At 53.2% G+C, this 25,513-nt stretch carries 22 protein-coding genes; 13 read left to right on the top strand and 9 right to left on the bottom strand.

The features are described from left to right. Window positions 1-4: 4 nt before the first annotated feature. The 13 genes from dnaA to OZX62_RS00065 all read left to right on the top strand — a co-directional run bounded on the left by dnaA (window position 5) and on the right by OZX62_RS00065 (window position 18,603). Complete coding sequence (gene dnaA / locus OZX62_RS00005) at window positions 5-2,038, top strand: chromosomal replication initiator protein DnaA (RefSeq protein WP_277176024.1); 2,034 nt, start codon at window positions 5-7, stop codon at window positions 2,036-2,038. Window positions 2,039-2,569: 531 nt separating this feature from the next. Continuing rightward, window positions 2,570-3,691, top strand: a complete 1,122-nt coding sequence (gene dnaN, locus OZX62_RS00010) for a DNA polymerase III subunit beta (RefSeq protein ID WP_277176025.1) — start codon at window positions 2,570-2,572, stop codon at window positions 3,689-3,691. A gap of 111 nt (window positions 3,692-3,802) precedes the next feature. After that, window positions 3,803-5,221, top strand: coding sequence for a DNA replication and repair protein RecF (gene recF, locus OZX62_RS00015; RefSeq protein WP_277176026.1), 1,419 nt, complete (start codon window positions 3,803-3,805; stop codon window positions 5,219-5,221). Continuing rightward, the gene (locus tag OZX62_RS00020; RefSeq protein WP_277176027.1) at window positions 5,218-5,715 is read left to right on the top strand and encodes a DUF721 domain-containing protein; all 498 of its coding nucleotides are present in this window, start codon (window positions 5,218-5,220) and stop codon (window positions 5,713-5,715) included. Before recF ends, OZX62_RS00020 begins: the two co-directional genes overlap by 4 nt. 252 nt (window positions 5,716-5,967) lie before the next feature. Further along, window positions 5,968-8,010 (top strand): DNA topoisomerase (ATP-hydrolyzing) subunit B, encoded by a 2,043-nt coding sequence (gyrB, locus tag OZX62_RS00025; protein WP_348519314.1) that lies wholly within the window; start codon window positions 5,968-5,970, stop codon window positions 8,008-8,010. Window positions 8,011-8,082: 72 nt separating this feature from the next. Continuing rightward, window positions 8,083-10,767, top strand: a complete 2,685-nt coding sequence (gene gyrA / locus OZX62_RS00030) for a DNA gyrase subunit A (RefSeq protein WP_277176028.1) — start codon at window positions 8,083-8,085, stop codon at window positions 10,765-10,767. 307 nt (window positions 10,768-11,074) lie between these two features. Then, on the top strand, window positions 11,075-12,661 hold the full coding sequence (locus tag OZX62_RS00035; RefSeq protein ID WP_277176029.1) for an SIR2 family protein: 1,587 nt from the start codon (window positions 11,075-11,077) through the stop codon (window positions 12,659-12,661). A gap of 310 nt (window positions 12,662-12,971) precedes the next feature. Next, window positions 12,972-13,520, top strand: coding sequence for a DUF3566 domain-containing protein (locus OZX62_RS00040; protein WP_277176030.1), 549 nt, complete (start codon window positions 12,972-12,974; stop codon window positions 13,518-13,520). Window positions 13,521-13,581: 61 nt separating this feature from the next. Further along, window positions 13,582-14,277, top strand: coding sequence for a signal peptidase I (lepB, locus tag OZX62_RS00045; protein WP_277176031.1), 696 nt, complete (start codon window positions 13,582-13,584; stop codon window positions 14,275-14,277). Between the two features lie 71 nt (window positions 14,278-14,348). Then, window positions 14,349-15,482: a VanZ family protein gene (locus tag OZX62_RS00050; protein ID WP_277176032.1), complete on the top strand. Its 1,134-nt coding sequence runs from the start codon at window positions 14,349-14,351 to the stop codon at window positions 15,480-15,482. Window positions 15,483-15,801: 319 nt separating this feature from the next. Then, on the top strand, window positions 15,802-16,575 hold the full coding sequence (locus OZX62_RS00055) for a hypothetical protein (RefSeq protein WP_277176033.1): 774 nt from the start codon (window positions 15,802-15,804) through the stop codon (window positions 16,573-16,575). Between the two features lie 540 nt (window positions 16,576-17,115). After that, complete coding sequence (locus OZX62_RS00060; RefSeq protein ID WP_277176034.1) at window positions 17,116-17,370, top strand: ATP-binding protein; 255 nt, start codon at window positions 17,116-17,118, stop codon at window positions 17,368-17,370. Between the two features lie 75 nt (window positions 17,371-17,445). Beyond that, window positions 17,446-18,603, top strand: a complete 1,158-nt coding sequence (locus OZX62_RS00065; protein ID WP_277176035.1) for an ATP-binding protein — start codon at window positions 17,446-17,448, stop codon at window positions 18,601-18,603. 305 nt (window positions 18,604-18,908) lie between these two features. On the opposite strand, the gene OZX62_RS00070 is transcribed toward OZX62_RS00065, so the two are convergent. The 9 genes from OZX62_RS00070 to OZX62_RS00110 form a co-directional block, all read right to left on the bottom strand. Beyond that, a complete protein-coding gene (locus tag OZX62_RS00070; RefSeq protein ID WP_277176036.1) occupies window positions 18,909-19,610 on the bottom strand; it encodes a hypothetical protein in 702 nt (233 codons plus the stop codon). A gap of 577 nt (window positions 19,611-20,187) precedes the next feature. Beyond that, on the bottom strand, window positions 20,188-20,862 hold the full coding sequence (locus tag OZX62_RS00075) for a hypothetical protein (protein WP_277176037.1): 675 nt from the start codon (window positions 20,860-20,862) through the stop codon (window positions 20,188-20,190). A 31-nt stretch (window positions 20,863-20,893) separates the two neighbouring features. Beyond that, window positions 20,894-21,574 carry a hypothetical protein gene (locus OZX62_RS00080; RefSeq protein WP_277176038.1) on the bottom strand — a complete coding sequence of 227 codons (681 nt, stop codon included), beginning with the start codon at window positions 21,572-21,574 and terminating at the stop codon, window positions 20,894-20,896. After that, window positions 21,571-22,242 (bottom strand): hypothetical protein, encoded by a 672-nt coding sequence (locus tag OZX62_RS00085; RefSeq protein ID WP_277176039.1) that lies wholly within the window; start codon window positions 22,240-22,242, stop codon window positions 21,571-21,573. The genes OZX62_RS00080 and OZX62_RS00085 overlap by 4 nt, the downstream gene beginning before the upstream one ends. Before the next feature lie 60 nt (window positions 22,243-22,302). Continuing rightward, a complete protein-coding gene (locus tag OZX62_RS00090; RefSeq protein WP_277176040.1) occupies window positions 22,303-22,974 on the bottom strand; it encodes a hypothetical protein in 672 nt (223 codons plus the stop codon). Window positions 22,975-23,087: 113 nt separating this feature from the next. After that, on the bottom strand, window positions 23,088-24,317 hold the full coding sequence (locus OZX62_RS00095) for a hypothetical protein (RefSeq protein WP_277176041.1): 1,230 nt from the start codon (window positions 24,315-24,317) through the stop codon (window positions 23,088-23,090). 76 nt (window positions 24,318-24,393) lie between these two features. Next, the gene (locus OZX62_RS00100) at window positions 24,394-24,663 is read right to left on the bottom strand and encodes a hypothetical protein (RefSeq protein WP_277176042.1); all 270 of its coding nucleotides are present in this window, start codon (window positions 24,661-24,663) and stop codon (window positions 24,394-24,396) included. 22 nt (window positions 24,664-24,685) lie between these two features. Next, window positions 24,686-24,991, bottom strand: coding sequence for a hypothetical protein (locus OZX62_RS00105; protein WP_277176043.1), 306 nt, complete (start codon window positions 24,989-24,991; stop codon window positions 24,686-24,688). Beyond that, on the bottom strand, window positions 24,991-25,473 hold the full coding sequence (locus OZX62_RS00110) for a hypothetical protein (protein WP_277176044.1): 483 nt from the start codon (window positions 25,471-25,473) through the stop codon (window positions 24,991-24,993). The genes OZX62_RS00105 and OZX62_RS00110 overlap by 1 nt, the downstream gene beginning before the upstream one ends. Between the last annotated feature and the right edge of the window lie 40 nt (window positions 25,474-25,513).

Below are 25,513 nucleotides of genomic sequence, written 5' to 3' on the forward strand. Positions count from 1 at the left end.
CACCATGGCAGATGAGTCGAACGACCCGATAGCCCAAGCCATACGCATCTGGAACGACGCTCTGGCGGTGCTGCAGCAGGACAGTTCGATCACCCCGCGCAGCAAGGGCTGGCTCGAAGGCGTGCGGCCCGAGGGCGTTTTCGGCCCGACCATCGTGTTGTGCGTGACGAACGCGGCCACCCAGCAGGCGCTGCAGGGCGAGCTCAACCAGGCGCTGCTCGGGGCTCTGAAGCTCGCTACCGGGCATGACATGTTCCCCGCGTTCAAAATCGCCGCGCCCGAAACCAGCATCCCTGAAGCCAGCGGTTCCGCTGCCAATGCCTCCGCTGCCAACGCCCCTGCTGCCAACGCTCCCGAGAGCGTGCAGGCCAACGACGAAGGCACCGCCCCAACCGGTCAGAACGCCGGCGCAACCTCCGAGAACTTCGGCAACGGTTTCGAAAACCCAAGCCAGACAGGCGCAAACGGTTACGGCGCCGACGAAATGGGCGAAATGAACACATCGGCCAATCCCACCAAGCCGGCCAACCCATACGGGCGTCCAAACCAAGCCGATCCTTACAATCGTTACGCGCCCAAGGCCAACGCCCCGCAGGCCTCGCAGCTTTCGTTCGATGAACCCGAGTTCGCGGAACGCAGGCCAGCGGCCGGCGCAAACGGTTACGGCAACGACTTCGGCAATCAGGCCAACCAAGCCAATCAGTCCCGCCAATCCCGCAGCGGGGTGGCCTACCCCCGCGAGTCCGGCTTCCCGGCTCCCCAGCCTTCCTTCGAGTCCGGGAATCGGGAAAACAACGCGAATTTCGCGGGCAATCCCGCCTCCGGCACCCAGCAGAACCGCAATATCCCGGCGCAAAAGAGGCAATCCGGGGCGTTGCAGCCGTCGGCCTCGCAATCCATCGCTTCCCAACCGGCTGCGCAACCGGCATCCAAGCCCGTTTCGCAGCCCGTCCAGCCGTTCGAGGTGGACGACCAGAAAACCGCGCGCGACCCGCAGACGCACCTCAACAAGAACGCGACCTTCGACACCTTCGTGCCCGGCGACTCCAACCGTTTCGCCCGCACCGTGGCGCTGGCGGTGGCCGAGGGCAGCGGCAAGGACTTCAACCCGCTGTGTATCTACGGCGGCTCGGGGCTGGGCAAAACCCACCTTCTGAACGCCATCGGCAACTACGCGCTCGTCAAAGACAGCACACTCAAAGTGCGCTACGTCACCAGCGAGGAATTCACCAACGAGTTCATCGAGGCGCTGCAGACCCCGAACCAGAGCCAGGGCCAGATCGCCGCGTTCAACCGCCGCTACCGCGAGGTCGACGTGCTGCTGATCGATGACATCCAGTTCCTGGGCGGCAAGGAAGCCACGCTCGAGCAATTCTTCCACACCTTCAACGCGCTCTACCAGGCCGGCAAGCGCATCGTCATCGCCTCGGATGTCGCGCCGAAGAACCTGAAGGGCTTCGAGGCGCGCCTGATTTCCCGCTTCGAATCGGGCCTGACCGTCGACGTCAAGCCGCCGGACCTCGAGACCCGCATCGCCATCCTGCGCATGATGGCTTCGATGAATCATTCCAACATCCCCAACGACGTGCTCGACCTCATCGCCGAACGCTTCACGGAGAACATCCGCGAGCTCGAAGGGGCGCTGACACGTGTCACCGCCGTGGCGTCGCTCAGCAACCAGCCGGTTTCGCGCGCTTTGGCCGAGCAGACTTTGCAGGACTTCTTCACCACCGACGTCGAGATCAAGCCGACCGACATCATCGGCCAGGTGGCCAAATACTTCCACTTGACATTCGACGACCTCGTCGGCCGCGCACGCACCAAGAACGTCGCGCTAGCGCGGCAGATCGCCATGTATCTGGCCCGTGAGATGACCAGCATGAGCCTGGTGGACATCGGCGAGGTCTTCGGCGGCCGCGACCACACCACCGTGATGCACGCCTACACCCGCATCTCCAACGAAATGCAGGAAAAACAAGAGATCTACAACTACGTCATGGAACTCACCGTCCGCTTGAAGCAGCACCCGGAAGACTAGTTTTCGACGTCGCGGCGACTTCCGCGTGTAATGCATATATACAATATTCGCATCATTATTCACCGTCCGTCACAGCGCTTCTGTCAGACGATTTTGGCCGGTTTTTGCGTTATCCACTTTGCGACACACCGATTGTGGAAAGAAAAATCAGAAAATTTATCCACATAGTTATTCACAAATGGGGAAAAACTCGGCGGATAAACCGTGGATACCCCCAGAAAAGGCTGTGGAAAAGTCGTGGATGAGTCTTCAGAAAGTGTGGATAGAAAAAGCATGAAGCCCGGACGGTGGATAACTTGGCGTTTTATCCACAAATTGTCATAGAGTTATCCACATAGACACGGGCGGTGGATAACGCTGTTCGTAAGCGGTTTGAGCAGTTATCCACATATTCACAGTGCTTATTATCCTGATTACTAGAGCAAGCTTACGTTTCATCATCGCAAGCAAAGTGAGCAAGTTGAATCTGCATCTCACGATGAAAAGAAGCAACTAGAATAGAAACCAGTTATCACCCAAAGTAGGAGCATTATGAAAGTCGAAATCAACTCCACCGCACTCGCGGACGCGGTTGCCTGGACCACCCGTGTCATCGATGCACGACCGGCCAACCCGATTCTCGCCGGCATCAAGCTCGAAGCAGCAGATGGCACATTGCAACTTTCCGCCTTCAACTATGAGATTTCCGCGCGCCACCACATCGAAGCCGGTGTCGACGAAGCAGGAAAAGTGCTCGTCCAAGGCAAGCTGCTGGCCGATATCACCAAGTCGCTGCCGCAGGAAAAAGCCTATCTTGCCACCACCGACACCACATTGACGATCACGTCGGGCAAGTCGACCTTCAATCTGCAGCTCATGCCGGAAAGCGAATATCCGGATCTGCCCGAAGCCCCGGCGATGCTCGGACAGGTCGATGCTCCGACCTTTGTTCAGGCGGTTTCGCAGGCTTCCGTTGCGGTTTCGCATGAGGAAAACCGCCCGGTTCTGACCGGCGTGCGCATCCAGTTCAACGGCGAAAAAGTCGTGATGACCTCGACCGATCGCTTCCGTCTTTCCCGTTCCAGCTTCACTTGGACCCCGCAGGACAGCGATTTGCAAACCGAAACGTTGGTTCGCGGCTCGCTTCTGCGTGATGTGGCCCGCGCTGTCGACGAACATCAGAACGTGGTCATCGATTTCAACCCGGAAAGCCCGTCATTGCTTGGTTTTGAGAACGCCGGACGCGTTTCGACCTCGCAGCTGATCGACGGCGAATTCCCTGCGGTCGACCGTCTTTTCGCCGACGAATATCCGATCGAGGCCGTCATTTCCAAGGAAGCGCTGCTCGGCGCCATCAAACGTGTGGCACTCGTCGCGGAACGTAATGCGCCGATTCGCATGGTCTTCGAAGGCTCGACCCTGACCCTTTCCGCCGGAACCGCCGACGAATCGCAGGCCAAGGAAGTGCTCGATATCGACATGGACGGCGAGAACATCACCGTTGCTTTCAATCCGTCATACCTGATCGAAGGTCTGAGCGCGATTACTGAACCGTTCGTGCGCATGAAGATGACCACCGCCGTCAAGCCGGTCGAGTTCAACGGGCAGCAGGAAGCCGATTCCGACGAATCGATGGATTATCGCTACCTGCTCGTGCCGATGCGTTTCAACTGATTGTGATGATATGAAATTTATCTTACGGTGTTAACCAATAAAGTTGAACACCGTAAGATATTTTTCTTTTCCGGTTTATTCCTATTAAAACAGACAAGGTAAGGGGTTCGGGTGTATATCTCGCGGCTCGCGCTTGACCATTTCCGTTCATGGCCTTACCTTGTCGTCGATTTCATCCCCGGGGTCACCATTCTCAAAGGCGCGAACGGCCTGGGAAAGACCAACATCGTCGAAGCCGTCGAAGTGCTCTCCACCGGCTCCAGCCACCGTGTCTCCAGCACGCTGCCGTTGATCGAACGCGGCGAGGCCAAGGCAACCATCCGTGCCAATGTCAACGAAACCAACGGTAATGATGACGACAATGATGTCGAAGCTACTTATGAATCCGTCAACAACGACAGCGTTCAGGTTGCTGTAAATTCGCCGATTGATGGGTTTGCTGCAAACGCTAAGCAGTCAAGCAGTGAAGAACGAGGTAGCGGGGCACTCATTGGTGATGCTACGACTCAGGAAAGCGTTGAGAGTAACAAGTACCCGGCGGATAGCAATGTTCGTGAGACCACCTACGAGGTAACCATCGCGGCGCGAGGAGCCAACCGTGGACGCATCAACGGCGGAAACTCGCTGTATATGCGCGATATCGTGGGCAAAGTGCCCAGCGTCTCGTTTACGCCCGATGATCAGCGACTGGTGGCGGGCGACCCGGCGGGAAGGCGCGGATTCCTCGACCAGGCTGGCTCGTTGCTCATTCCCGGCTATGCCGCCAACCTCTCCAATGCCAACAAAATCGCCAAACAGCGGGCAGCATTGTTGAAGCAGCTCGGGCAACGCAATGAGCCCGCAGATGCGCAAGATGCCGCGCTTAACGGGTTGGAAATATGGACCGGGCAGTTCATCGGTGTCGGAGTTGCCCTGACCCGCGCTCGCGCCGGATTGATTGAGCGCTTGGCCGGACCGTTCTCAAGCATTTACGACGAACTCGCCGGCAAACCGCAGCACGCCGGGCTCTCATACGCGCCTTCGTTCGAAGAAGTGCTGGACTTCGAGCAGCCTGAGCCAGAAATCAGCAAACATTATCAGCGGCTCTATGCCGGCGAAATCGCACGTGGACGCAACCTTATCGGCCCGCATCGCGACGATATGACCCTGACGCTCGACGATATGCCCGCCCGCGAATTCGCCTCCAACGGTGAGATGTGGACCATGGCGCTCGCGCTGAAAATGGCGCTGTTCAACGAAATCGCCGAAGCGCAGCAGGTCAAGCCCATTGTCATCCTCGATGATGTCTTCGCACAGCTCGACGAGACCCGGCGGCGTCAGATTCTCGACTTCGCGATGCAGCAGGACCAGGTGCTCATCACCGTTGCTGCCGCCGGCGATATCCCGTTAAATGCCACGCAGGCCGGAAAAGCAACCATCATCGACGTCGCCGAGCTTAAGGCCGGCAGTGAGGACGAGAATGCGAATCTGGTGGCGCAACTGCAAGCTGCGAGGGAAAACAATAATGACACCGACGGGGCGGAATCATGAAACCGCCGATTGCCGAACAACTGCATCTTGATCAGCGCAAACTGCCCGCCGAAGTCTTCAACCGCCTCTCGTCGCGAGCAGGCGCACGCAAGGAGTGGAAAGTGCGCGAGGAGAGCGCGTGGAACAACTTCGGCAAGCCGGGGCGCGACCCGGGCAAGCTCGGCGGGGTCATGTCCGTCATCGCCGCCGACGGCGACTGGACCCCACACCTGAAGCTCGCGCAACTGCGCAACCACTGGGATCAGGTGGTCGGCCCAGCCATCGCCAGCCATTCCGTGGTCATCGATTTCCGCGACGGCGTGCTCACCATCAACACCGAATCCAACGCCTGGGCCACGCAGCTGACCTACCTCATCCCCCAGCTCACAGCCACCATCCGTCAGCGGCTCAAAGGCCTGGAAATCCGCGAAATCCGCGTCACCGGCCCACAATCGCACAACTTCCGCCGCGGGGCCGCTGGCCGACGCTATCCAAACCGTTATATGCGGCGATAAAAATTATAAAATCTAAAATTTCATATTTTGGGGGCAATGCCTTGAAAGTCCCCATATCCGAGTAAAATGACCACTATATGGTTAAACCCCTAGAAGGCCCCGTTATTTGCTTTCTAGAGTGTATCGCCCGCGCAGAAAGCCTTTCGTGCGAGGGAAAATCCAGGAAGGAACCTTGTGGCAGACTCTGAAGTGAATAATGAGAATACCAATGCCGCCGATGATGGCAGCAACGAACCCAAAACCGAAGCGCAGATTGCCGCTGAAACCGATGCCTTGGAAGATGCGCAACTTGATGATTCTCTTGCGCCCGAGCATTATGACGCCAGCGATCTGAGGGTTTTGGAAGGCCTGGAGGCCGTGCGTATCCGTCCGGGTATGTATATCGGCTCCACCGGCCCGCGCGGCTTGCACCACCTGGTTTACGAGATCGTCGACAACTCCGTCGATGAGGCGCTCGCCGGCTATGCCACGCATATCGAAGTGACCATCCTGCCTGACAACGGTGTACGTGTGGTCGACAACGGCCGCGGCATCCCGGTCGATGAAGTGCCCGGCGAAGGCGTCTCCGGCGTTGAGACGGTGATGACTAAGCTGCACGCAGGCGGCAAGTTCGGCGGCGGCGGTTACGCGGTCTCCGGCGGCCTGCACGGCGTTGGTATCTCCGTGGTCAACGCGCTTTCCACCGAAATCGACGTGGAGGTGCGCCGCCAGGGCTATCACTGGACGCAAAGCTTCAAGGACCAGAAGGCCACCGCCCCGTTGAAGCAGGGTGCGTCGATGGCCGAAGACGAGTCCACCGGCACGTCCGTCACCTTCTGGGCCGATCCGAAGATCTTCGAGACCACCGAATATGACTTCGAGACGCTGCGTTCCCGCTTCCAGCAGATGGCGTTCCTCAACAAGGGTCTTCGTATTACATTGACCGACGAGCGCAAGCACAATGTCGCTGGCGATGAGGTCGCCGGTGAGGACGATGCCACCGAAGAAAAGCCGGAGACCGTCTCCTACTGCTACCAGAACGGCATCAAGGATTACGTCGCTTATCTGGTCAAGTCCCGCAAGGCCACACCGATTGAGGAAGAGGTCATCGACCTTGAGGCCGAAGACCTGAACCTCGGCATTTCCGCCGAAATCGCGCTGCAATGGACCACCGCCTATTCCGAGGCCGTGCACACCTTCGCCAACACAATTTCCACCACGGAAGGCGGCACCCACGAAGAGGGCTTCCGCGCCGCGCTGACCAGCCTGGTCAACCGCTACGCACGCGACAAGAACCTCCTCAAGGAGAAGGATGACAACCTCTCCGGCGACGACGTCCGCGAAGGTCTCACCGCTGTGGTGTCCGTCAAGCTCACCAACCCGCAGTTCGAAGGCCAGACCAAGACCAAGCTCGGCAATTCCGAAGCCAAGACCTTCGTGCAGCGCGTGATGACCGACCGCCTCGGCGACTGGTTCGACTCCCACCCGAGCGATGCCAAGAACATCATCCAGAAGGCGCTTGAGGCCTCGCACGCGCGTATCGCCGCCAAGAAGGCCCGCGAGAACACGCGCCGCAAGTCCGTTTTCGAGACCGCCGGCATGCCCGACAAGCTGAAGGACTGCCAGTCCAACAACCCCGAGGAATGCGAGCTGTTCATCGTCGAGGGCGATTCCGCAGGCGGCTCCGCCATCCAGGGCCGCAATCCGATCACGCAGGCCATCCTGCCGCTTCGTGGCAAGATCCTGAACACCGAGCGCGCCTCCATCGACCGCATCATGAAATCCGACACCATCGAAGCCCTGATTACGGCCGTTGGCGGCGGATACGGTGAGGACTTCGACATCAACAAGGTGCGCTACCACAAGGTCATCATCATGGCCGATGCAGATGTCGACGGCGCACACATCGCGACGCTCAACCTGACGCTCTTCTTCCGCTACATGCGCCCGATGATTTACGCCGGCTACGTCTACGTTGCCATGCCGCCGCTGTACCGAATCAAGTGGACCAAGGGCCCGCACAGCTTCGTTTACACCGACGCCGAACGTGACCGTGTCTTGAAAGAGGGCAAGGAGGCCGGACGCCAGCTGCCGAAGGGCGAAGGCATCCAGCGCTACAAGGGCTTGGGCGAGATGAGCTATCAGGAGCTGTGGGGCACCACCATGGATCCAGAGCATCGCATCCTGAAGCAGGTCGAGATCGAGGACGCGGCCCAGGCCGACGAGACCTTCTCCATGCTCATGGGCGACGAGGTCGCACCGCGCCGCGAGTTCATCCAGCGCAACGCTCCGAGTGCGAAGTTCATCGACGCTTAACGTGTCTGATGCTGTTCAAAACGAATGAATAGCAATCTAACTGAATGATTTTTAAAGATATAAGGATTTACAGTGGCAGACGAAAACAATAACAACAATGACAGCGGCGATGACGAGTACATCCCCGGTGGCGCGCTCGAGCCGTTGAGCCCGCAGGAGGCCGACAACACCGATTACGGCCTGATGAAAGGCGAACGCATCCAGCGTATCGACTTGGGCCAGGAGATGCGCGAGTCCTATCTCGCCTACTCCCTTTCCGTGATCGTCGAACGCGCGCTCCCCGACGTGCGCGACGGCATGAAGCCGGTGCATCGCCGCGTGATCTACGCGATGTACGACGGCGGCTATCGCCCCGACCGCGGCTACAACAAGTGCTCCCGCGTCGTCGGCGACGTGATGGGCAAGTACCACCCGCACGGCGACTCCGCCATCTACGACACGTTGGTGCGTATGGCCCAGTCTTGGTCGATGCGCTACATGCTGGTCGATGGCCAGGGCAACTTCGGCTCTCCGGGCGACGACCCCGCGGCCGCAATGCGTTATACCGAATGCCGCATGGCGCCGCTCGCGATGGAAATGGTACGCGACATCGACAAGGACACCGTCGATTTCGTGCCGAATTACGACGGCAAGACGCAGGAGCCGACGGTACTCCCCGCCCGCTTCCCGAACCTTCTGGTCAACGGCTCCTCCGGCATCGCCGTGGGCATGGCCACCAACATCCCTCCGCACAACATGCGCGAGGTCGCCGACGGCGTGCACTGGGCACTCGATCATCCGGATGCCACCAAGGAAGAGCTGCTCGAAGCGTTGCTGCAGCGCATCAAGGGCCCGGACTTCCCCACCGGCGCCACGATCCTCGGCCACAAGGGCATCGAGAAGGCCTACCGTACCGGCCGTGGCCTCATCACCATGCGTGCTGTGGTCAACACCGAGGAGATCAAGGGCCGCATGTGCCTCGTGGTCACCGAGCTTCCTTACCAGGTCAACCCCGACCGCCTCGCCGCCTCGATTCGCGATGCCGTGCGCGACGGCAAGATCCAAGGCATCGCCGACATGCGCGACGAGACATCCGGCCGCACCGGCCAGCGTCTCGTGCTCATTCTGAAGCGCGACGCCGTGCCGAAGGTTGTGCTGAACAACCTCTACAAGCACACCCAGCTGCAGGAGACGTTCGGCGCCAACATGCTCGCGCTGGTCGACAACGTGCCGCGCACCCTTTCGCTCGACGCCTTCGTCAGCCACTGGGTCGACCACCAGATGGAAGTCATCGACCGTCGTACCCGTTATTTGAAGCGCGAGGCCGAAGACCGCGACCACATCCTGCAGGGCTATCTGAAGGCTCTCGACATGATCGACGAGGTCATCGCCCTCATCCGCGCCTCCAAGGACGTCGAAACCGCCCGCACCGGCCTCGAAGACCTGCTCGACGTCGACGATGTGCAGGCCGACGCGATTCTGGCCATGCAGCTGCGTCGTCTCGCTGCTCTGGAACGTCAGAAGATCGTCGACGAGCACAACGAGCTGATGAAGAAGATCGCCGATTACAACGACATCCTCGCCAGCCCCGAACGCGAACGCAAGATTGTGGGCGACGAACTTGACGAGATCGTGGCCAAGTACGGCGACGAACGCCGCACCAAGATTCTGCCGTTCTCCGGCGAGATGAGCGATGAAGACCTGATCGCCGACGAAAACGTGGTCGTCACCGTGACGCACTCCGGCTTCGTCAAGCGCACCAAGGCCGACGAATACCGCGCCCAGCACCGCGGCGGCAAGGGCATCAAGGGTGCCAAGCTGCGTCAGGACGACGTGGTCGACCACTTCTTCCTCACCTCCACGCACAACTGGATTCTCTTCTTCACCAACCGCGGCCGCGTCTTCCGCTTGAAGGCCTACGAGCTGCCGGAAGGCTCCCGCGATTCCAAGGGCCAGCACGTGGCCAACCTGCTGCAGCTCTCCCCCGACGAGACCATCCAGGCCGTGCTTTCCATCCCCGATTACGAAGTCGCCAAGTACCTCGTGCTCGCCACCCGCTCCGGCAAGGTCAAGAAGACCCCGCTGGCGCAGTACGATTCCACCCGTCAGGGCGGCCTGATCGCCGTGCGCCTGATGGAGGACCCGGAGACCGGCGAGCCGGCCGACGAGCTGATCGGCGCGACGCTGTGCAACGCGGACGACGACATCATCCTCGTTTCCAAGCATGGCATGAGCCTGAAATTCAAGGCCGACGACGAGCAGCTGCGCCCGATGGGCCGCCAGACCGCCGGTGTGCAGGGCATGAAGTTCCGCGACGGCGACGAATTGCTGGCCATGGATGTGGTCCGTGCCGATATGGAAGACGAGCTGAGCCTCCTGGTGGTCACCAACGAGGGCTTCGCCAAGCGCACCTCCATCAGCCAGTACCGCCTCCAGGGCCGCAACGGCTTCGGTGTCAAGGCGCTGCAGATGAACGAAGGCCGCGGTGAACTCGTGGGTGCGGTCATCGTGGCCGACTCCGACCAGATTCTCGCCATCATGAAGTCCGGCAAGGTCATCCGTTCTGACGTCTCCGAGGTCAAGCGCACCGGTCGTAATACGCAGGGTGTGACGCTCGCCAAGCCTGACAAGGGCGACGAGATCCTCTCCATCGCCCGCAACACCGATACGGACGATGACGAGGATGACTCTGATAATGCGGATGCCGATTCCAAAGATACCAATTCAGCAGACACGACAACTTCACAAGCTGATGATAAAGGTGAGACTGAAGAATAGACAAAGTTGAATCACTGATACGTCCGATATGATTACGGCCGTTGATATCCAAGAATTGCGGGTATCAACGGCCTCTTTGCTAGAAATAATTGCGTTGAAGAAGCAAGCTCTATTGATTCATTTGTATCGTTATGAAAGTATCTGCCAGATAGCTCCGTTTAAATATGAAATCGATAGCTTTCAGACGATATCTTTATATAGCCAACGGTGAGCTGCTTTCATCTGTAGGGAACAGGGTAAACTATCGTCTATAGAAGACATCCAATTTTGAGAATGAAAGTGCTTATACATTGCTGTGAGGTGCTGTATGACAAGTTATGAAGAAAACGATCAGAAAATTCATGATCAAATAAGCGAATTATTAAAGGATGTCAATAGAATTCCATATCTTTTCGTAGGGTCTGGAATATCTCGTCGTTATACGGGAAATGAGAATTGGGAAGATTTATTAAAGTGGATTTGTTCTTCGGTAGGTGAGCCACTCGGGAAATATCGTGATTATGTTCAGGCTGCAAATGATGTCGATATAGAAGGACCTAATTTTCCGAGAATTGCCAGTAAAATACAAGCTGATTTTGTCAAAGCACTCTCGTCTCCAAGATTAAAGGATTGGAGTGAAAAACATGATTCATTACTTTCCAAAGGCGTGCCTGCGCTGAAGTTGTATATCTCCGAGCATCTTCATTCGAAACCTACTGCAAGTTTAGACGAATTGGAAGAGCTACGAAAATCCTCTCGCGAGATCGCAGGTATCATCACGACTAACTACGATGATTTGCTTGAGAATATTTTCCCTGATTACGATTGTTATGTGGGACAAGAAGATTTGCTGTTTTCGAACCCGACCGGAATCGGCGAAATCTATAAGATTCATGGTTCAGTGGATAAACCTGAATCCATGGTTTTTACTGAGGAGGATTATTCACGCTATAAAGAAAACCAGGATTACCTGCTTTCGAAGATTCTTACTATTTTCGGCGAGTACCCGGTTATCTTTCTGGGTTATTCATTACAAGATCAGAATGTTCGTGATGTCATCTCAAGTCTTGCGCGATTTGCTGGAGCGAACAAAGCGCAAGAACTTGCGAAGCGTTTCGTCTTTGTCAATTATTCAACATCGGACTGCCAAGTAACAGAGCATAGTTTTGATGTCGGTCATGGTCATTATGTTACGATGACCGCCATTTCTACCGCCAACTTTACGCCGTTGTATCAGGCCATCGGAGAGAACAAGCAATTATATGCTCCAAAAGTATTGAATCAGCTTTCCCGTGAGGTCTATAACATTGCTATGACAGGCAAACCATCATCAACATTGGTGCTTGATAATTTTGAGCATTTGAATAAACTTCCTGCGGATAAACCCATTGTTGCCGCTATTGGTGTTAATGGGTATGGGAAACCGGTCAATCCGCTTGATTTATATGAAGATGTATTGTTCGGTAATAAGTCATTTAAGCCTTCACTAGTTGTGGGCAGCTACCTCAACAAAGCATTGGGATCGAATGCAGGAGGCCTACCCATGTTTAAAATTCTTTCACAATATGACGGACCCATAACTGGGGAACGGATTATTTCGGAAATACAAAAACATAAAACAATGGATTCGTATTTATCAAAAAGCGATCGGGAATTACGCACGCGTATCAGAAAACAATTAAAAGATAAGACTTTATCTGCATTGAAAGAAAGATTTCAGGAAAAAGCTGCAGAAAATATACTTGTACTTACACAAGAAGAACTTGCCGATATTGATGCCCTGCATGAATTATTAGTCTCAGCTGCGCGAAAACAGTTGGATGAGAATTCAGATATCACGAGTCCGCTGAGGAAGTCTATTAAAATTTATGATTTTCTAAGATATCATCCAATATTTGTAAACAAAAACAAATAAGAAGAAAGAGAGCTCCCACAGTCAATTCCAATAGTGAAATTGAATAATCAACCACCTAAAATCTCAGTGGGAACTCCGCTAACACCGACCTACAGAAACGACCCCTGTAAAGTCTGAGGCCAGTATACATGCCATCTCTGATATCACTTGCAAACAGCTTATGGTGAAACATGATTACTTTCTGTCGAGCAAGAGAAGCAAGGTTCTTACCGTCGTTTTTCGTCCCCGAAGACTGATAGCCTCGTAGCAGGTTGTTTTGTGCGGAAACAGGCGATTTTATGTGGCCCGCGCGGCATGTCAAGGAGCAATAATGGACGAAAACGTTGACGAGAATCTGTTGCGTCAGGCAAAAAGCGCAAGTGCTGGCGCGCCCGAATCCGAACGCTCACCTCGCGTTGCCCGCTCCGTCCTTGGCGAAGGCACCGGTTCCAAGTCGGAAGCCGCGCCGTGGCCGCTGAATGGCAAATCGGCCGGCAAGAAAAAAAGCCGAATCCCGCGCGCACGCCGTATGAGCCTTTCGCTCACCCGCGTCGATGCCTGGTCCGTGGCCAAGGTGACGTTGCTGCTTTCCGTCGCGTTTGGCATCATCCAGATCGTCGCGGTCGCGCTTATCTGGGCACTCTTGAACGTGGTCGGCGTCTTCGACCAGGTCACGCAAATCGTTTCCTCCACCGGCCTCGACACCGGCGGTTTCAACCTTGCGAGCATTTTCTCGCTCGGCACCGTCTTGAGCACTGTCACGATTCTTTCGATTGTCGAAGTTGTGGTCGCGACGTTGTTCGCGGTCATCATCGCGGCTCTTTACAATGTCATCAGCCAGCTCGTGGGAGGTGTGCACGTTACCCTCGGTGATGACTGATAATGCGCAATCAGTGATTTTGGGACGCAACTAAATGGGAAACACACGGTCAACGAGCGGCTTGAAACAACGTGCTGCCGGCGACAATTCTTCCAAGAAAAAGAAAAAATCCGGTCCTGCCCATGCGAAGGACACTTCCGGCCGCATAACGGTTCAGGACGTCCTGTCCGTCCTCATTTACTGCCTCATCGCGGTCATCGTGGTGAGCCTTCTGCGCATATTCGTCATTGGCCTTTACGTCGTGCCGTCCGGTTCCATGGAAACCACGCTCAATATCGGCGACCACATCGTCACCAACCGGCTTGCCAAGCCCATTCTGAAACTCAAGCGCGGCGATGTCGTCGTGTTCAAAGACCCCGCAAACTGGCTGAATTCCGAGAATGTTTTTGCCTCCAACGATTTAGTCAAACGATTGATTGGCCTGCCCGGAGACACGGTGGCCTGCAAGGGCAACGGCGCGCCGGTGACGATCAACGGGGTGCCAATCGACGAAACCTCGTACCTGAAAGCCGGAGTACAGCCGAGCAGCTTCCCCTTCAAAATGAAGGTGACGCCGGGCAACGTCTTCGTCCTCGGCGACAATCGCGCCAATTCCGCGGATTCCCGCTACCATACCAACGATGGCAACCACGGGCTCGTCCCGCTCGACCGCATCAAGGGCGTCGCCATGCTCACCTACCTGCCCGTCAGCAGGTTCGGGGTGGTTCAAGCGCACCACGAGGTGTTCGCGAAAGTTGGCGGAGTCGCGCATTCGTGAGTTGCGGAATGTTGAGATTTGCGCGTTTCGTAAGTTGGATTTGCAGCATTTCGTAAGCTGCTTCCGCTAAAGTGGCCGATGTGATCGCCTACATCAGGAATTTCAGCACCTCGTTCATCCTCGCGATGACGATTTGGCCGTTTCTTTCGGCCCTGCTGACCCTGCCGATTCTGGCGGGAATGTACCACCGCTACCATCGCCTGCGTTCCAGCGCGGTGCTCGCGGCGTATCTGTGCGTGCTATACGCGCTCGGGCTGGTCACGTTCACGCTTTACCCGATGCCTGACGATCCGGCCACATACTGCCTGACGTACGCGCATCACCCACAGCTTCATGTGATGCAATTCATGAGCGATCTGGCGACGGGTAGCAAGGCGGCGGCTCTGCAGCTCCTGCTCAACATCGTCTTCTTCATCCCGCTTGGTTTCGCGCTTTCCCGCTGGGCGCGCTGGAAGTTCTACGCCGTGATTCCCGCCGGATTCGCAGTCTCCCTGCTTATCGAGACCTCGCAGCTCACCGGCGTCTGGGGCATCTACCCCTGCGCCTACCGCCAGTTCGACGTCGACGATCTGCTGACCAACACGTTGGGCGCGATCATCGGCTGCTTCATCGCGTGGATTTACGGGGCTTTGGTGCCGGTGCGCACTGTGGAGGACCGTAGCGAAGTCATCGAAAAGCCTGGGCTGGTGCACCGGGCCGTCGCGCTGATGCTCGATCTGGTATTCATCGTCGTCGCGGACGGTTCGCTGACACTGGGCTCGATTTACCTCTTCCAGAAGTCGTCGAAATACCTTCCCGACGGCACGTATATGTTCCTCGGCCACGCGTTCGGCACCGGGGTATCGGACGGCCTGGCCCAGTTCTTCACCCTGCTTTCATTCGTCATTTTCGAAGTGCTCATTCCGGTGACGCACCGCGGTCAGACGCTCGGCGGTATGTTCACGCACATGAGCTGCGAGACCAAGGAGCGGCACGGCGGCGCTCGCGTCGCGTTCTATGTCGCGCGGCTGCTGGTGCTGATGGTTGGCACCATGCTCTTCGCTGCCCCCACCCGCCAACTCGGCGTCATCGTCCTGGTCATTCTCGTGATCTTCTGGATTTTCGCCCACCAGATGCCCTATGACCTCATCCCCGGTCGCGATTGGAATGATATTTATCGTAACGGAAATTATGAGTATTATGATGACGGGCGCTTTGGTCGGTAAATGACGGATTATGGGTTATGAATCATGGGCGATGAGTTAAAAGCCGTGAATCGTGAGCCATGATATAAGCGATGAAGCTTGAATCGCGAACCGTCAACGATGAGCAATGAACCATGAACTGTGCGTTCGTTAATGGACGTGCAGTGTGGCTCGCTATTTTATAATACGATAACTATAGTTATAATTTAGTATTTTGTATGCGTAAAGTTGGCTTGTTTTCCGGGATGTCCGGGACGTTTCCAAGCGGTTCGCGCTCGCCGACGAACTGTTGGGATGGGGCTCTTTACGGTGTCTTTCGTTGCGGAAGGTAGTGTGCAAAGTGGTGTTGGAAAGCGTCGCCCAGGTGCTCACCGGGCTGGTATTGGAATGCTTCGTGTGCCTTTTCCAGAAGAGCGCGACCGAAAATCGTGGAGATGACAGTCTGGCTAGTGATAAGCCTGAGCGTCCGCATCGCGTATCGTCCGATGCCGTTATCTTCATCGTTGCCGTAGCGGTTGTGGTCATGTTGCTGATGGACGTGTCGGCTTTCGTTTTTGGCTTTTACGAATTCGTGGCCGTCGCGCTCATGGTTGTCGTGCTGCTGCAGTTCGTGGTTATCGGCCGCGTGGGGCGCAAACGCATCGCTGCCGGCTCCCTGTGGAAAGGCTTTGCAGCCCGCGGCGTGCGTGCGCTGGTGCTTATCTGCGTTACGGCATACACCATCACGCGTGCGATAAAAGCCCGTAGCGGTGGCGTGCTCACCCAGCTGTTCGGGGGAAGCGGAAATCGGGCGCACGGGGCCGGCATGGCTGGCGGTATCGGCAGCAGAGTCTCCCAGATCGGAATGGGCGGCCTTTTTGAAGTCGTGCAGCTGATGCTCGCGATGATTCTCTGCCTCACGTTCCTTGTGTTCGCGATCTGCGATTCCGTGGGCATGTATGCGGCATGCTGCGCTTCCGGCGTCCGTCAAAAGGGCAGAATCAGTAGGATGCTCGCCCATCTGGCGCAGAACTTCAGAACCATGAACATTGCCGGATTCCTGCTGCGGACAGTCATCGTGTCGCTGCTGATACTCTTCCTCGCCTCGAACTGCCTCGCGCGGTGGGGCCTTTGATCGCGTTTTTCAGATGTCAGAGTGAGGAACGTCTCCAACTAATCGCCCGCACCCCCGTTGAAGCAGGTTGCTGAAGATTTCGGCGACGGCAAAGACATAACTTCTAAAAATTTCAGAAGTTAAGAACATCCTTAGGTAGAAACGCACAAGTTTGAGGTTCTTAAGAACGGATTTATTTTCAAATTGCCGAGTAATTGCCGAGTAATTGCCGAGTAGGTATTTGCATATTGCTGAGTTTGGTATGAATCGGTTTGTGAGTGTGCTTTTGTGTGATAACAGCGATGTTGAGCCAATGCCGAATATTTGCCTATCACTTATTTTTAAGAGATTGAAACTTGTGTGTTGTGGTAATGGCAGGCTTGGCGAAGATGTAGGTAGAGCGGATTGCCGAGTAATTGCCGAGTAATTGCCGAGTAAAGTAGAGATTGATAATTCTCTTAATACCAAAATCGTGCATCGAGCAATCATATAGAATTATGATAGTTATCATATTTATTTGTTGTTGGTAAAGCTGGGACTGTTGAGGAAGAGATAGCAATCGTGAAACGTAGTGATAAGAAACGAGCGGTCGTATCTTCTAATATTGCGCAATTGATTTCCTTGCCAGAGGGCCAGTATTTTGACCGGAAGAGTGCACGTATTCATCTTAATGATCTTGCACGGCATATTTGCGCCTTTGCCAATGCTTCAGGTGGAACTATTGCTGTAGGAATTGAGGATGACGGTAAAGTAAGCGGTTTCAAATTTGATGGCTCTCAGGATATTGAAGAGATTCAACGCTGTTATATTTTTTAGTGTGAGCCGGCACCAATCGTTTCAACGCGTCATATTCCCGTAGTTAATGACAACGGTGAGAATGATGAAGTGTTATTGTTAGATGTTGCTGCTTCAGATGATTGTGTGATTCATCGTAAAGATGACAAGAAAGTCTATTTACGTGTCGGTGATAAAAGTGTTGCGCTGACTCATAGTCAGATTATGCGTCTGGAATACGATAAGAATCAGCGCATATTTGAAGACGAAATAGTTCAATGGTCGGATATTGAAGATATCGACCATGAAGTGCTTGATGATTATAAGCAAAAAATTCACGGCGATAATCTTTCGGATGAGCAAGTACTTCGAAGTCGCAAATTCTTGATAGGAGATCATCTTACCAATGCTGGAGTGCTTTTATTCGCAAAGGATCCGACGCAATTTCTTCCTCAGGCGAGAGTGCGTGTCCTTCGATTCGAAGGTAATCATATGAGGACGGGTCGGCAAATCAATATTTTGAAAGATCAATCATTTGATAGTCCTATACCGAAAACAATCAAAAATGCATCTGCATTGATATCTAGTATGCTCAGGGAATTCCAGTATTTGGGTGAAGATGGTCGTTTTGGAACTATTCCCGAATATCCTGAATTCGCATGGTTTGAGGGCCTGGTCAATGCTGTTATCCACCGTGATTACGCATTCCAAGGTGATTATATCCGTATCTCTATGTATGACGACAGATTGGAAGTATTAAGTCCTGGTCCGTTGCCTAACATTGTCACTCTCAATAATATGCGTACTACGCGTTATGCTCGTAATCCGCGTATTGCCCGTGCTTTAGTAGAATTTGGCTGGGCTCGAGAACTTAATGAGGGTGTACAGCGTATTTATACCGAGATGCAGAGCGCATTTTTGAACGATCCGGTTTATTCGGAACCTGAGCATGCGAAAGTTCAGTTGACGTTGGAGAATAGCATTACCTCTCGCGTGTTGCGCAACAATGATTCTCTTGAGCGACAAATTAGTCCGGAAGTGCTACATGCTTTGTCTGGGTATGAGATGGCTGCAGTGCAGTTAGCTTATGCTGAAGGACGGATAACGGTAAAAAAATTAACTGAGCGCATTAATCGTAGTCCCAGAACGGTTCGGACAGTTTTGAAGGGGCTGAGAGATAAAAATGTTTTGCAATGGCATGGTTCGAGTCCGAACGATCCTTCTCAGTATTATTCTTTGAATAATGGGCTCGGTGAATCCGATGGTGTCGAGTAATTGCCGAGTAGCTGCCGAGTAATTTCCGAGTATGTATTATTTAAATCTGCCTTTGAGCTAAGGTAAGCCACTGAACGGGAATGGCAGCGGTTTTAGCTTAACTTGTGGATGAAGAAGTTTAGCAAAATGTCCCTGTTCCGTTTTTGGCTTTGTCCGTTCTCGTTGTAGCTTCTAAAAAATTTTTAGAAGTTTATGCCAAAAGTTCTTAATTATTTTTAGAAGTTTGCAATATCTCGGCTTACGTTGGCTATGAGCATGATGGTTAAGACCTTGGGCTCGGCCAATCTCGGCCGGATTCTGCAACTTTAATACCGTTCGGTGTTGGCTACCAGCCATCTGTAGAGAAAAATGATGAATAGTGTAAATGCCGTTGCGCATATTGTTTGCGGAACAAACTTGGGCAGGAATATGGCTACGAGAATGGACAGGACGCCGAATAGAACGGAGAGATACATTGTGCCTTTTAAGGCAGCAAGCCATCTGTAATCTGGATGCAGATATATTCGGTAATAACCAACGCATGCCATTGCGATAATGGTGCATTGTGTAATTGAAACCGACCACGATATCGGCGAGAGGAATTGCAATTCCGCGGTAATTTCCCAAAGGGTCAAAATAAAAATTGCCATTAAAGAAAGAATGACGATATAAGGCATCAAACGTTGACAGCCGGAATATTTGTATTGAATTTTGGAATCCAGATCATTCGGTTTAAGATCTTCGCCGGCGAATTCATCTTTGAAACGCAATCTTGACGAAGCTGATTCAGCTTCTGTGGGAAGTTTTGGCGTTGGCGTTCGCTCTTGCAACAGCGTTTCTTTGTCGTCTAAAAATCGTTGGGCTTTATCGTCAACTTTACGTTGCGAGATAATCGCAAAAAGGGCAGGGATCAACCCTATTGCCGTGACCAAAAGAGACCACAAACTATAAGAAGGGAAACCAACTACGACTACCGGCAATAAAAGAAATGATGTGCCTGAGATTGCAATGGCAAGGTTCCCCATCATTGAGTACCACAATGCGTTTCTTTTCGTTTTCTTCTTAGTTCGCCTTATTTCCACGATTCCCAAGCATGCGAAGGGAATCGATTCCAGCATGCATAGAAAAGCTAAAAAGCTTGGAATACCGGGGCTTGTGGTAAGCAATATAGAGAAACCCGTTACGAATATGAGGCATCCGGCGACGAGTAGAATCCACCCCGCTCTACGGTGAAATCGGTTAACTCTTTTGGTGATCAACAAATTAAGGTATACGGGATAGGGCGGGGTTGAATCGTTCCTGTAACACTCATTCGGTTGTTGAGCGTCTTCGGTTTCCGGTGCTTTATTCACGTCGCTCCTCAGTTGCGCTGTTGCAAACGGTTGATGCGGTTATTATATTCCGATATGTATTGTTTATCAACGTTATCGGTGGCCGCGATGACTGTCGGAAGCCAGGGTGCATATTTTTGACAGCAGGCTTTGGCTGAGCCTTATGCATATTCTTTGGCGTTCGTTTTTCATTGTGGAGTTCATATATTACAATACAATGAAAATGAGCAGCAAAAAGGAAATCGTTGGAATTCCGACGTTTTGATGACAGTGTTTAGGCGCCGAATGTGTTGGGGTCGAAATCGCCGGGGCTTTGGGATTCCATGAATTGTTGGACCATCTTGCCGGTGTGGCAGTTGTAGACGGTGATCTGCATGTCCCATGGTCCGGTGCCGCCTTTGAGGTAGTAAAGATAACCGTATGAGAGAGGGTTGCCATAGAGAATGGCACTGGCACCTAGTTTCGATATGTTTTTGTCGAGCCAGACGGATAGTTTTCTGTCTTTTTCGTAGGGCCTGTATCGGTAGGAGCATGGCTTTTTCCCGTTGCATAGGAAGGTTTGCTCAAATTTTGAGTTCATTTCCTGGTGCCATTTGATGTTTTTCTGTCGTTGTTTTTCGGTGACTGTGGCCACGATGCTGCCGTCCTGTCCGGCGGTGATTTTCGTGTAGTCTTCGGGGACCCTGGTTTGCATGTCAGCCGCTACTTTTTGGGCGGTATCCTGCTTTTCGCCGCTCATGATGTATTTGACGAAGAATGGGTCGAAGACGATATCCTGCGTCTTGGTGTTGTCCGGGCTGTTTTCTGTGTGCTTTTTGGATTGGCTCGTGGATTGCTTGTCCGTCTGATTGCTAATATCTTTCGAACCGAGGCCGCATCCCTGCATTGGCAGCACCATAACGCTTAAGATCATAAGAATCGTGGCAAGATATTGTATTCGTTTACTCATATTTATGCATTTTGGTGGATGGGTTTGGTGTCTAGTCGCCGAAGGTGTTGCGATCGAAATCGCTGGGAGCCTGTGAGGCGAGGTATTGCTGGACGGTCTGGCCGGTGTGGACGTTGTTGATGGTGACGTGTACGTCCCATGGTCCGGTGCCGCCATGCAAGTAGTAGAGGTAGCCTGTGGTCACTGGGATGTCGAAGAGGATAGCCATGTAGCTGCCTTGGGCGATGTTTTTATCGAGCCAGACGGTGAGTTCTCTGCCGTCTTTGGAGAGCTGGTAGTGGTAGTTGGGTGGTGTGCTAGTGTGTGCCTGCTTGAAGAGGTCTATGCTTTGCTGTCTTCCTTTGGTGTACCAATCGATATCGTTGTTGAGCTGTTTGTCGGTGAGTGTGGTGGTAATGGAGCCGTCGGGTTGGGCATCGGCTTTTGGAAAGGCGTCCTTTCCTTGTTCTTCTAGGCCTTTTGCTGCCTGTTCCGCAGTCGTGAATTGCTTTGAAAACATGAAGTGTTGGACGAAGAAGGTGTCGAAGGTGATGATATGGGTCTTACTCTTGTCGGCCTGCTTCTTCTTCGGTGCTGTGTTCTGTGATTGAGCTCTCGGGCTTTTCGTGCTTGGTGTGGCTGTGCCGCATGCGGCCAACGGCAGAACGGCGGCAAGCATAGTCGTGATAAGGATTATCGCGATTCGGAGAGTGTGGTGGTATCTGTTTGTCATTTCGTGGCATCCTCGGGAGGGTCCGGTTCGGGTCCGGCAGGCTCGTTGGGTTCGAGGAGCTGTATGGAGTCGGCGATGTGGTTGAATTCCATGGCTCGGGCGAGCAGGTGCTCGGTGGAGGAGGTCATGGAGATCATTGCCTCCTTGCCGTGCGCGGGCAAGATGATCGTGACGTTGTATCGGGAATCCGGTGTCTTGGGGTTGGTAAGGTAGCCAAGCATACCGATGTCATTGCTGTTGTATGTGCCCTCTTCTGTGAAATCGCTGTAGTGCTTGGTGGCGTATTGGATGATTTCTGCGTTCGGGTTCTTTTCGGTGAGTGTTTGGCGTAGGGCGGCGAGTCCGGTGTCGGTGTCTTTTTGCCAGGGCCGTTCGCTTGGCTGGGCGATGACGTAAGCCGTATCCGTTTTGCAGCGCAGGACGGTGATTTTCGATAGCGCATCAAGTATGAGTTGGATGGTCTTGCCGTCGGGTTTGCCGTCTGGTTCGCTTGGAATTCCGCTAGCTTTTAGTTTGTCGTATATCGCCAGGTAATCGGCTACCCCCTTGTCGCTGGTCTGGATGGCCGGACGCTGCTCATAGTTGTCCGGCAGCGGTATCGCGACGGCTTCGTCGAGAATGGTTATCGTGGTGTCAGTGTTGGGAATGTCGTCTACTTCAGTGCTCATCTGTGCCGTTCTTTTTATGGGTGTCGTCATTTGCATCAATTCGGGAATTTTAGCTTTTGGTTATAGGTTGTGCCAGCCGTTGCCTTTGCCGTATGGATCCTGTGACCAGAGGTATTGTCGGGTTGGCTGTCCTGTGTGGCAGTCGTAGAGGTTGATCTGCATGTCCCATGGTCCGGTGCCGCCGTTCAGGTAGTAGAGGTCGCCGTTGATTTTGGGTATGCTGCCGAGGGTGGTGAGGTATTCCTTGTCGTTGACTTGGTTGTCGCACCATAGCGAGAGGGTTTTGCCGTCTTTGCTGATCTGCAAGCGGTAGCCGTTGTGTTTTTCCTTGGCGTCTTTGTTGAAGGTCTGTTCGAATTCTTTGCGTTCCTTGAGGCCTTCGTTGATTTTGTTTTTCAATTGTTTTTCGGTTGCGGTGGCGATTATGCCACCGTCGGGTGTGGCGTACGCGTCGGTGTAATCGTCGTGTTGGTCTTTGAGTACTTTGGCCACTTTTTCGGGAGTGTTTCTGTCATTCAGAAACATGTAATTTTTGACGAAGAATTTGTCGTAGGTGATGGTTTTGGTTTTGCTTTTGTCGGCATCCTCTTCCTTGGGTGCTGTGTTCTGTGATTGAGCTCTCTGGTTTTCCGTGCTTGGTGTGCCGGTACCGCATCCGGCAAGAGAAACAGATAAGCATAAAACCGTAATCATCAAGATGATGGTTGATTTAAGTCGTGTTTTTGTATGCATGATACCGTTCTTTCTAATTGCATTTCGTTTGGAACGATGGATATAACAAAATTGACAGTCTTCTATCAATGGAATAGATATGCTTCAGAATGCTAATGAACATCAATTTGTGTTTATTTCACCGGATCAAGTATCCCGGCTGCGATGAGAGATGCAATAAGCCATGCCATGAGCGCGGCTTCGGACATGTTGACGATGGCCTTTGCCATTTGTGGAGTCAACAAGTGGATGAAAAGATCATCAATGACATAGGTTATTACTACAGCAGGGGCATGTAGGTTTGCCATTGCTGCCTTAATTCGATCTAGGGCTTTCATTACTACAGGGTCGGTTACTGTAACGGGTGCAGGAGGGTTATTTGGAATATGCCAGTGAAAATCTTTGGTGGTCTGCATTGTGATATCTGTACTGGTGGTGCCATTGGGCAGTTGGTCTTCAACGGCTGAGGTTATAGTGAGTTCGTGTGTATTGAAATTGAATTTTAAAGCGACTTTTTCGGTCTGACCGTGATCGGTTTTGTGCCATGATCCAGTAATAGTGCCTGTTTGTTGGTCGAAATCAACGCCATTGTTGTTGTTATCACTCACCCACCCATTAGTGTCCAGTCTGCCTTCAGTGTCAATGTGAATACCATTTTTGCTCGCAGAAAGCATGTCTCTAAGTCGGAGTTTTTCGTTCTCAAAAACGTCATCCGGGATATCGAGGGTTATGGTGCCTTTGCCTCCGTTGTAGTCGGAAACGTGAAAACCGATTATTATTAGCAGTCCCCCGCCGAGGTCCATGGTCCATGTTTCATTGGCTTTGAGGCTCGGCGAGTGGTCGAGCGCAAACTGCGCAATGGCTTTGAGCGTTTCAACGGCAGTATGAGGGTCTTTCGTTGCGGTGTTCACATCAAGACCTTTGCCGGCAATTTCTGCGAGATATTTTTCGATGTTGATATAGTCGTTGACTCCTGCTTTGAGTTTCCCGTTGATGTTGGCGGCGGTGAATGAACCTTTTGATTTAATGGTGTCGGTAAGAGCCTTGAGCTGATTGGTGAAACCATCTATGTCGGCACCGGTTGCCGCAAATTTTGTCATATAACCTCTGGCGTCGCCGTTGACATTGTCCCAGATCTGTTGGATTTGTTGGCGGGTCGTGTTGTTGATATCTATCAGATGGCTTTCATACTCGTCTTGGCCTTGGAAGACTTTGATACCTTCGTTGATAAGCCAGCCGATGCCAGGGAATTTGCCGACTCCATCCCAGAATTTATCCTGCCTGCTTCCCTGATCAGCGCACACTTGGTCGACGTCATGCAGGTATTTTTGTTTCGTGCTTTCGCGGAAGTCTCTGCTTACCATGGTTTTTGCCCCTGTTGTATTGTCTTGCGGATGTTTTTATCGTGGCTGTCCTGTGCTGTTTCGGTAATCTGCTGTGTCAGCCTTTGAACTGCCAGGAGGCCCTGTCGTCGCTGTTTTTGTAAGAGTTTCGGGCTTTTTCTAGGAAGGTAGCGGTGCTTGAGAACAGATTTTCCATTTGTTGCACCATGGTGCTGTACGATTGGTCTACACCGTGTATGGTGTCGATTACCGCACCGCCACCTTGTTTGTCGGCTGCGTTATAAGGAGCACAATCGTTGGCGAGTATGCGAAGCAGTTTGATGGCATCATCCATAGTGCTGATGCTCATTGATATTGGTTTACCCATTTTTCCTCTTTGCGTTCAATAATCAGTAAAGTGGTTTGCCGTCGTTTTTGACTTGACTGATAAAATTATCGGTGGCGGTTGAGAAGGATTTTCCAATAGACTGCAGGCGGCGGGACTGGCTGTTGCCGTACAGGCTTGAGACCACGTTCTTGAAAGCCACGATTGCGTCATGGAATTGGCCTGCGGGCACGCCTTCATCGGCGACGAATTGCAGAATATTCAGATAGTTTTCAAAGAGGGAATCCACAGACCCTCCCTTGCTGTTGCATGAATTGCCGACCTTGTTGACGTAGCTGTCGTCGATTACCAGATTCGGATCTTCTGCCATCACCGTTCCCCTTTCCTTTGTGATTCAAGCCTTTGCTGTTTTCTTGCCATTTCCTGCTCTTCCTCTTTGGCTCGTTTCAGCTTTTTCTTGTAATAGGTTTTGTCTTCTTCGATATCGTCCATCTGACGTCTGCAATCCTTGATTTGCAGTTCCTGCTCTTCGACCTGGCCGTCGATGTGGTGTAGGGTTTCGTCGTAGCTGTCGGCGACATTGATGTAGGGGCTTCCCTGAATTTGGTTGGTCATCATATCGAGGAAAAGCTCGGCTCCGCGGCATTGCGGGGCGTCCTCTCGCAAGCGGTAGAGCGCCGCACGCCTCTGGTCTTGGCGGTCTTCGAATTCCTGTCGTTGCTGTTTGAGATGACTGCGGATATCTTGACAAGCCGACAGGCTTTGTTCGGCCTCACGGCGTTGGGCTTCGACCTTCTGGCTTCGCCGCTCGAGGGTGGCCAGTTTGGCGTTGATTGTATCGGAATATGCCACGTTGCTCCTCGGACGATCTATTGATATTGCAAAAGAAACT

The organism is Bifidobacterium sp. ESL0690, from assembly GCF_029392315.1.
In the GTDB taxonomy this organism is placed as follows: Bacteria; Actinomycetota; Actinomycetes; order Actinomycetales; family Bifidobacteriaceae; genus Bifidobacterium.

Excerpts from the sequence above, each read along its gene's own strand:
- dnaA (WP_277176024.1), top strand. The coding sequence starts at position 5 with ATGGCAGATGAGTCGAACGACCCGATAGCCCAAGCCATACGCATCTGG.
- dnaN (WP_277176025.1), top strand. The coding sequence starts at position 2,570 with ATGAAAGTCGAAATCAACTCCACCGCACTCGCGGACGCGGTTGCCTGG.
- OZX62_RS00020 (WP_277176027.1), top strand. The coding sequence starts at position 5,218 with ATGAAACCGCCGATTGCCGAACAACTGCATCTTGATCAGCGCAAACTG.
- OZX62_RS00035 (WP_277176029.1), top strand. The coding sequence starts at position 11,075 with ATGACAAGTTATGAAGAAAACGATCAGAAAATTCATGATCAAATAAGC.
- OZX62_RS00040 (WP_277176030.1), top strand. The coding sequence starts at position 12,972 with ATGGACGAAAACGTTGACGAGAATCTGTTGCGTCAGGCAAAAAGCGCA.
- OZX62_RS00070 (WP_277176036.1), bottom strand. The coding sequence starts at position 19,610 with ATGATGGGGAACCTTGCCATTGCAATCTCAGGCACATCATTTCTTTTA.
- OZX62_RS00075 (WP_277176037.1), bottom strand. The coding sequence starts at position 20,862 with ATGAGTAAACGAATACAATATCTTGCCACGATTCTTATGATCTTAAGC.
- OZX62_RS00080 (WP_277176038.1), bottom strand. The coding sequence starts at position 21,574 with ATGACAAACAGATACCACCACACTCTCCGAATCGCGATAATCCTTATC.
- OZX62_RS00085 (WP_277176039.1), bottom strand. The coding sequence starts at position 22,242 with ATGAGCACTGAAGTAGACGACATTCCCAACACTGACACCACGATAACC.
- OZX62_RS00090 (WP_277176040.1), bottom strand. The coding sequence starts at position 22,974 with ATGCATACAAAAACACGACTTAAATCAACCATCATCTTGATGATTACG.
- OZX62_RS00095 (WP_277176041.1), bottom strand. The coding sequence starts at position 24,317 with ATGGTAAGCAGAGACTTCCGCGAAAGCACGAAACAAAAATACCTGCAT.
- OZX62_RS00100 (WP_277176042.1), bottom strand. The coding sequence starts at position 24,663 with ATGGGTAAACCAATATCAATGAGCATCAGCACTATGGATGATGCCATC.
- OZX62_RS00105 (WP_277176043.1), bottom strand. The coding sequence starts at position 24,991 with ATGGCAGAAGATCCGAATCTGGTAATCGACGACAGCTACGTCAACAAG.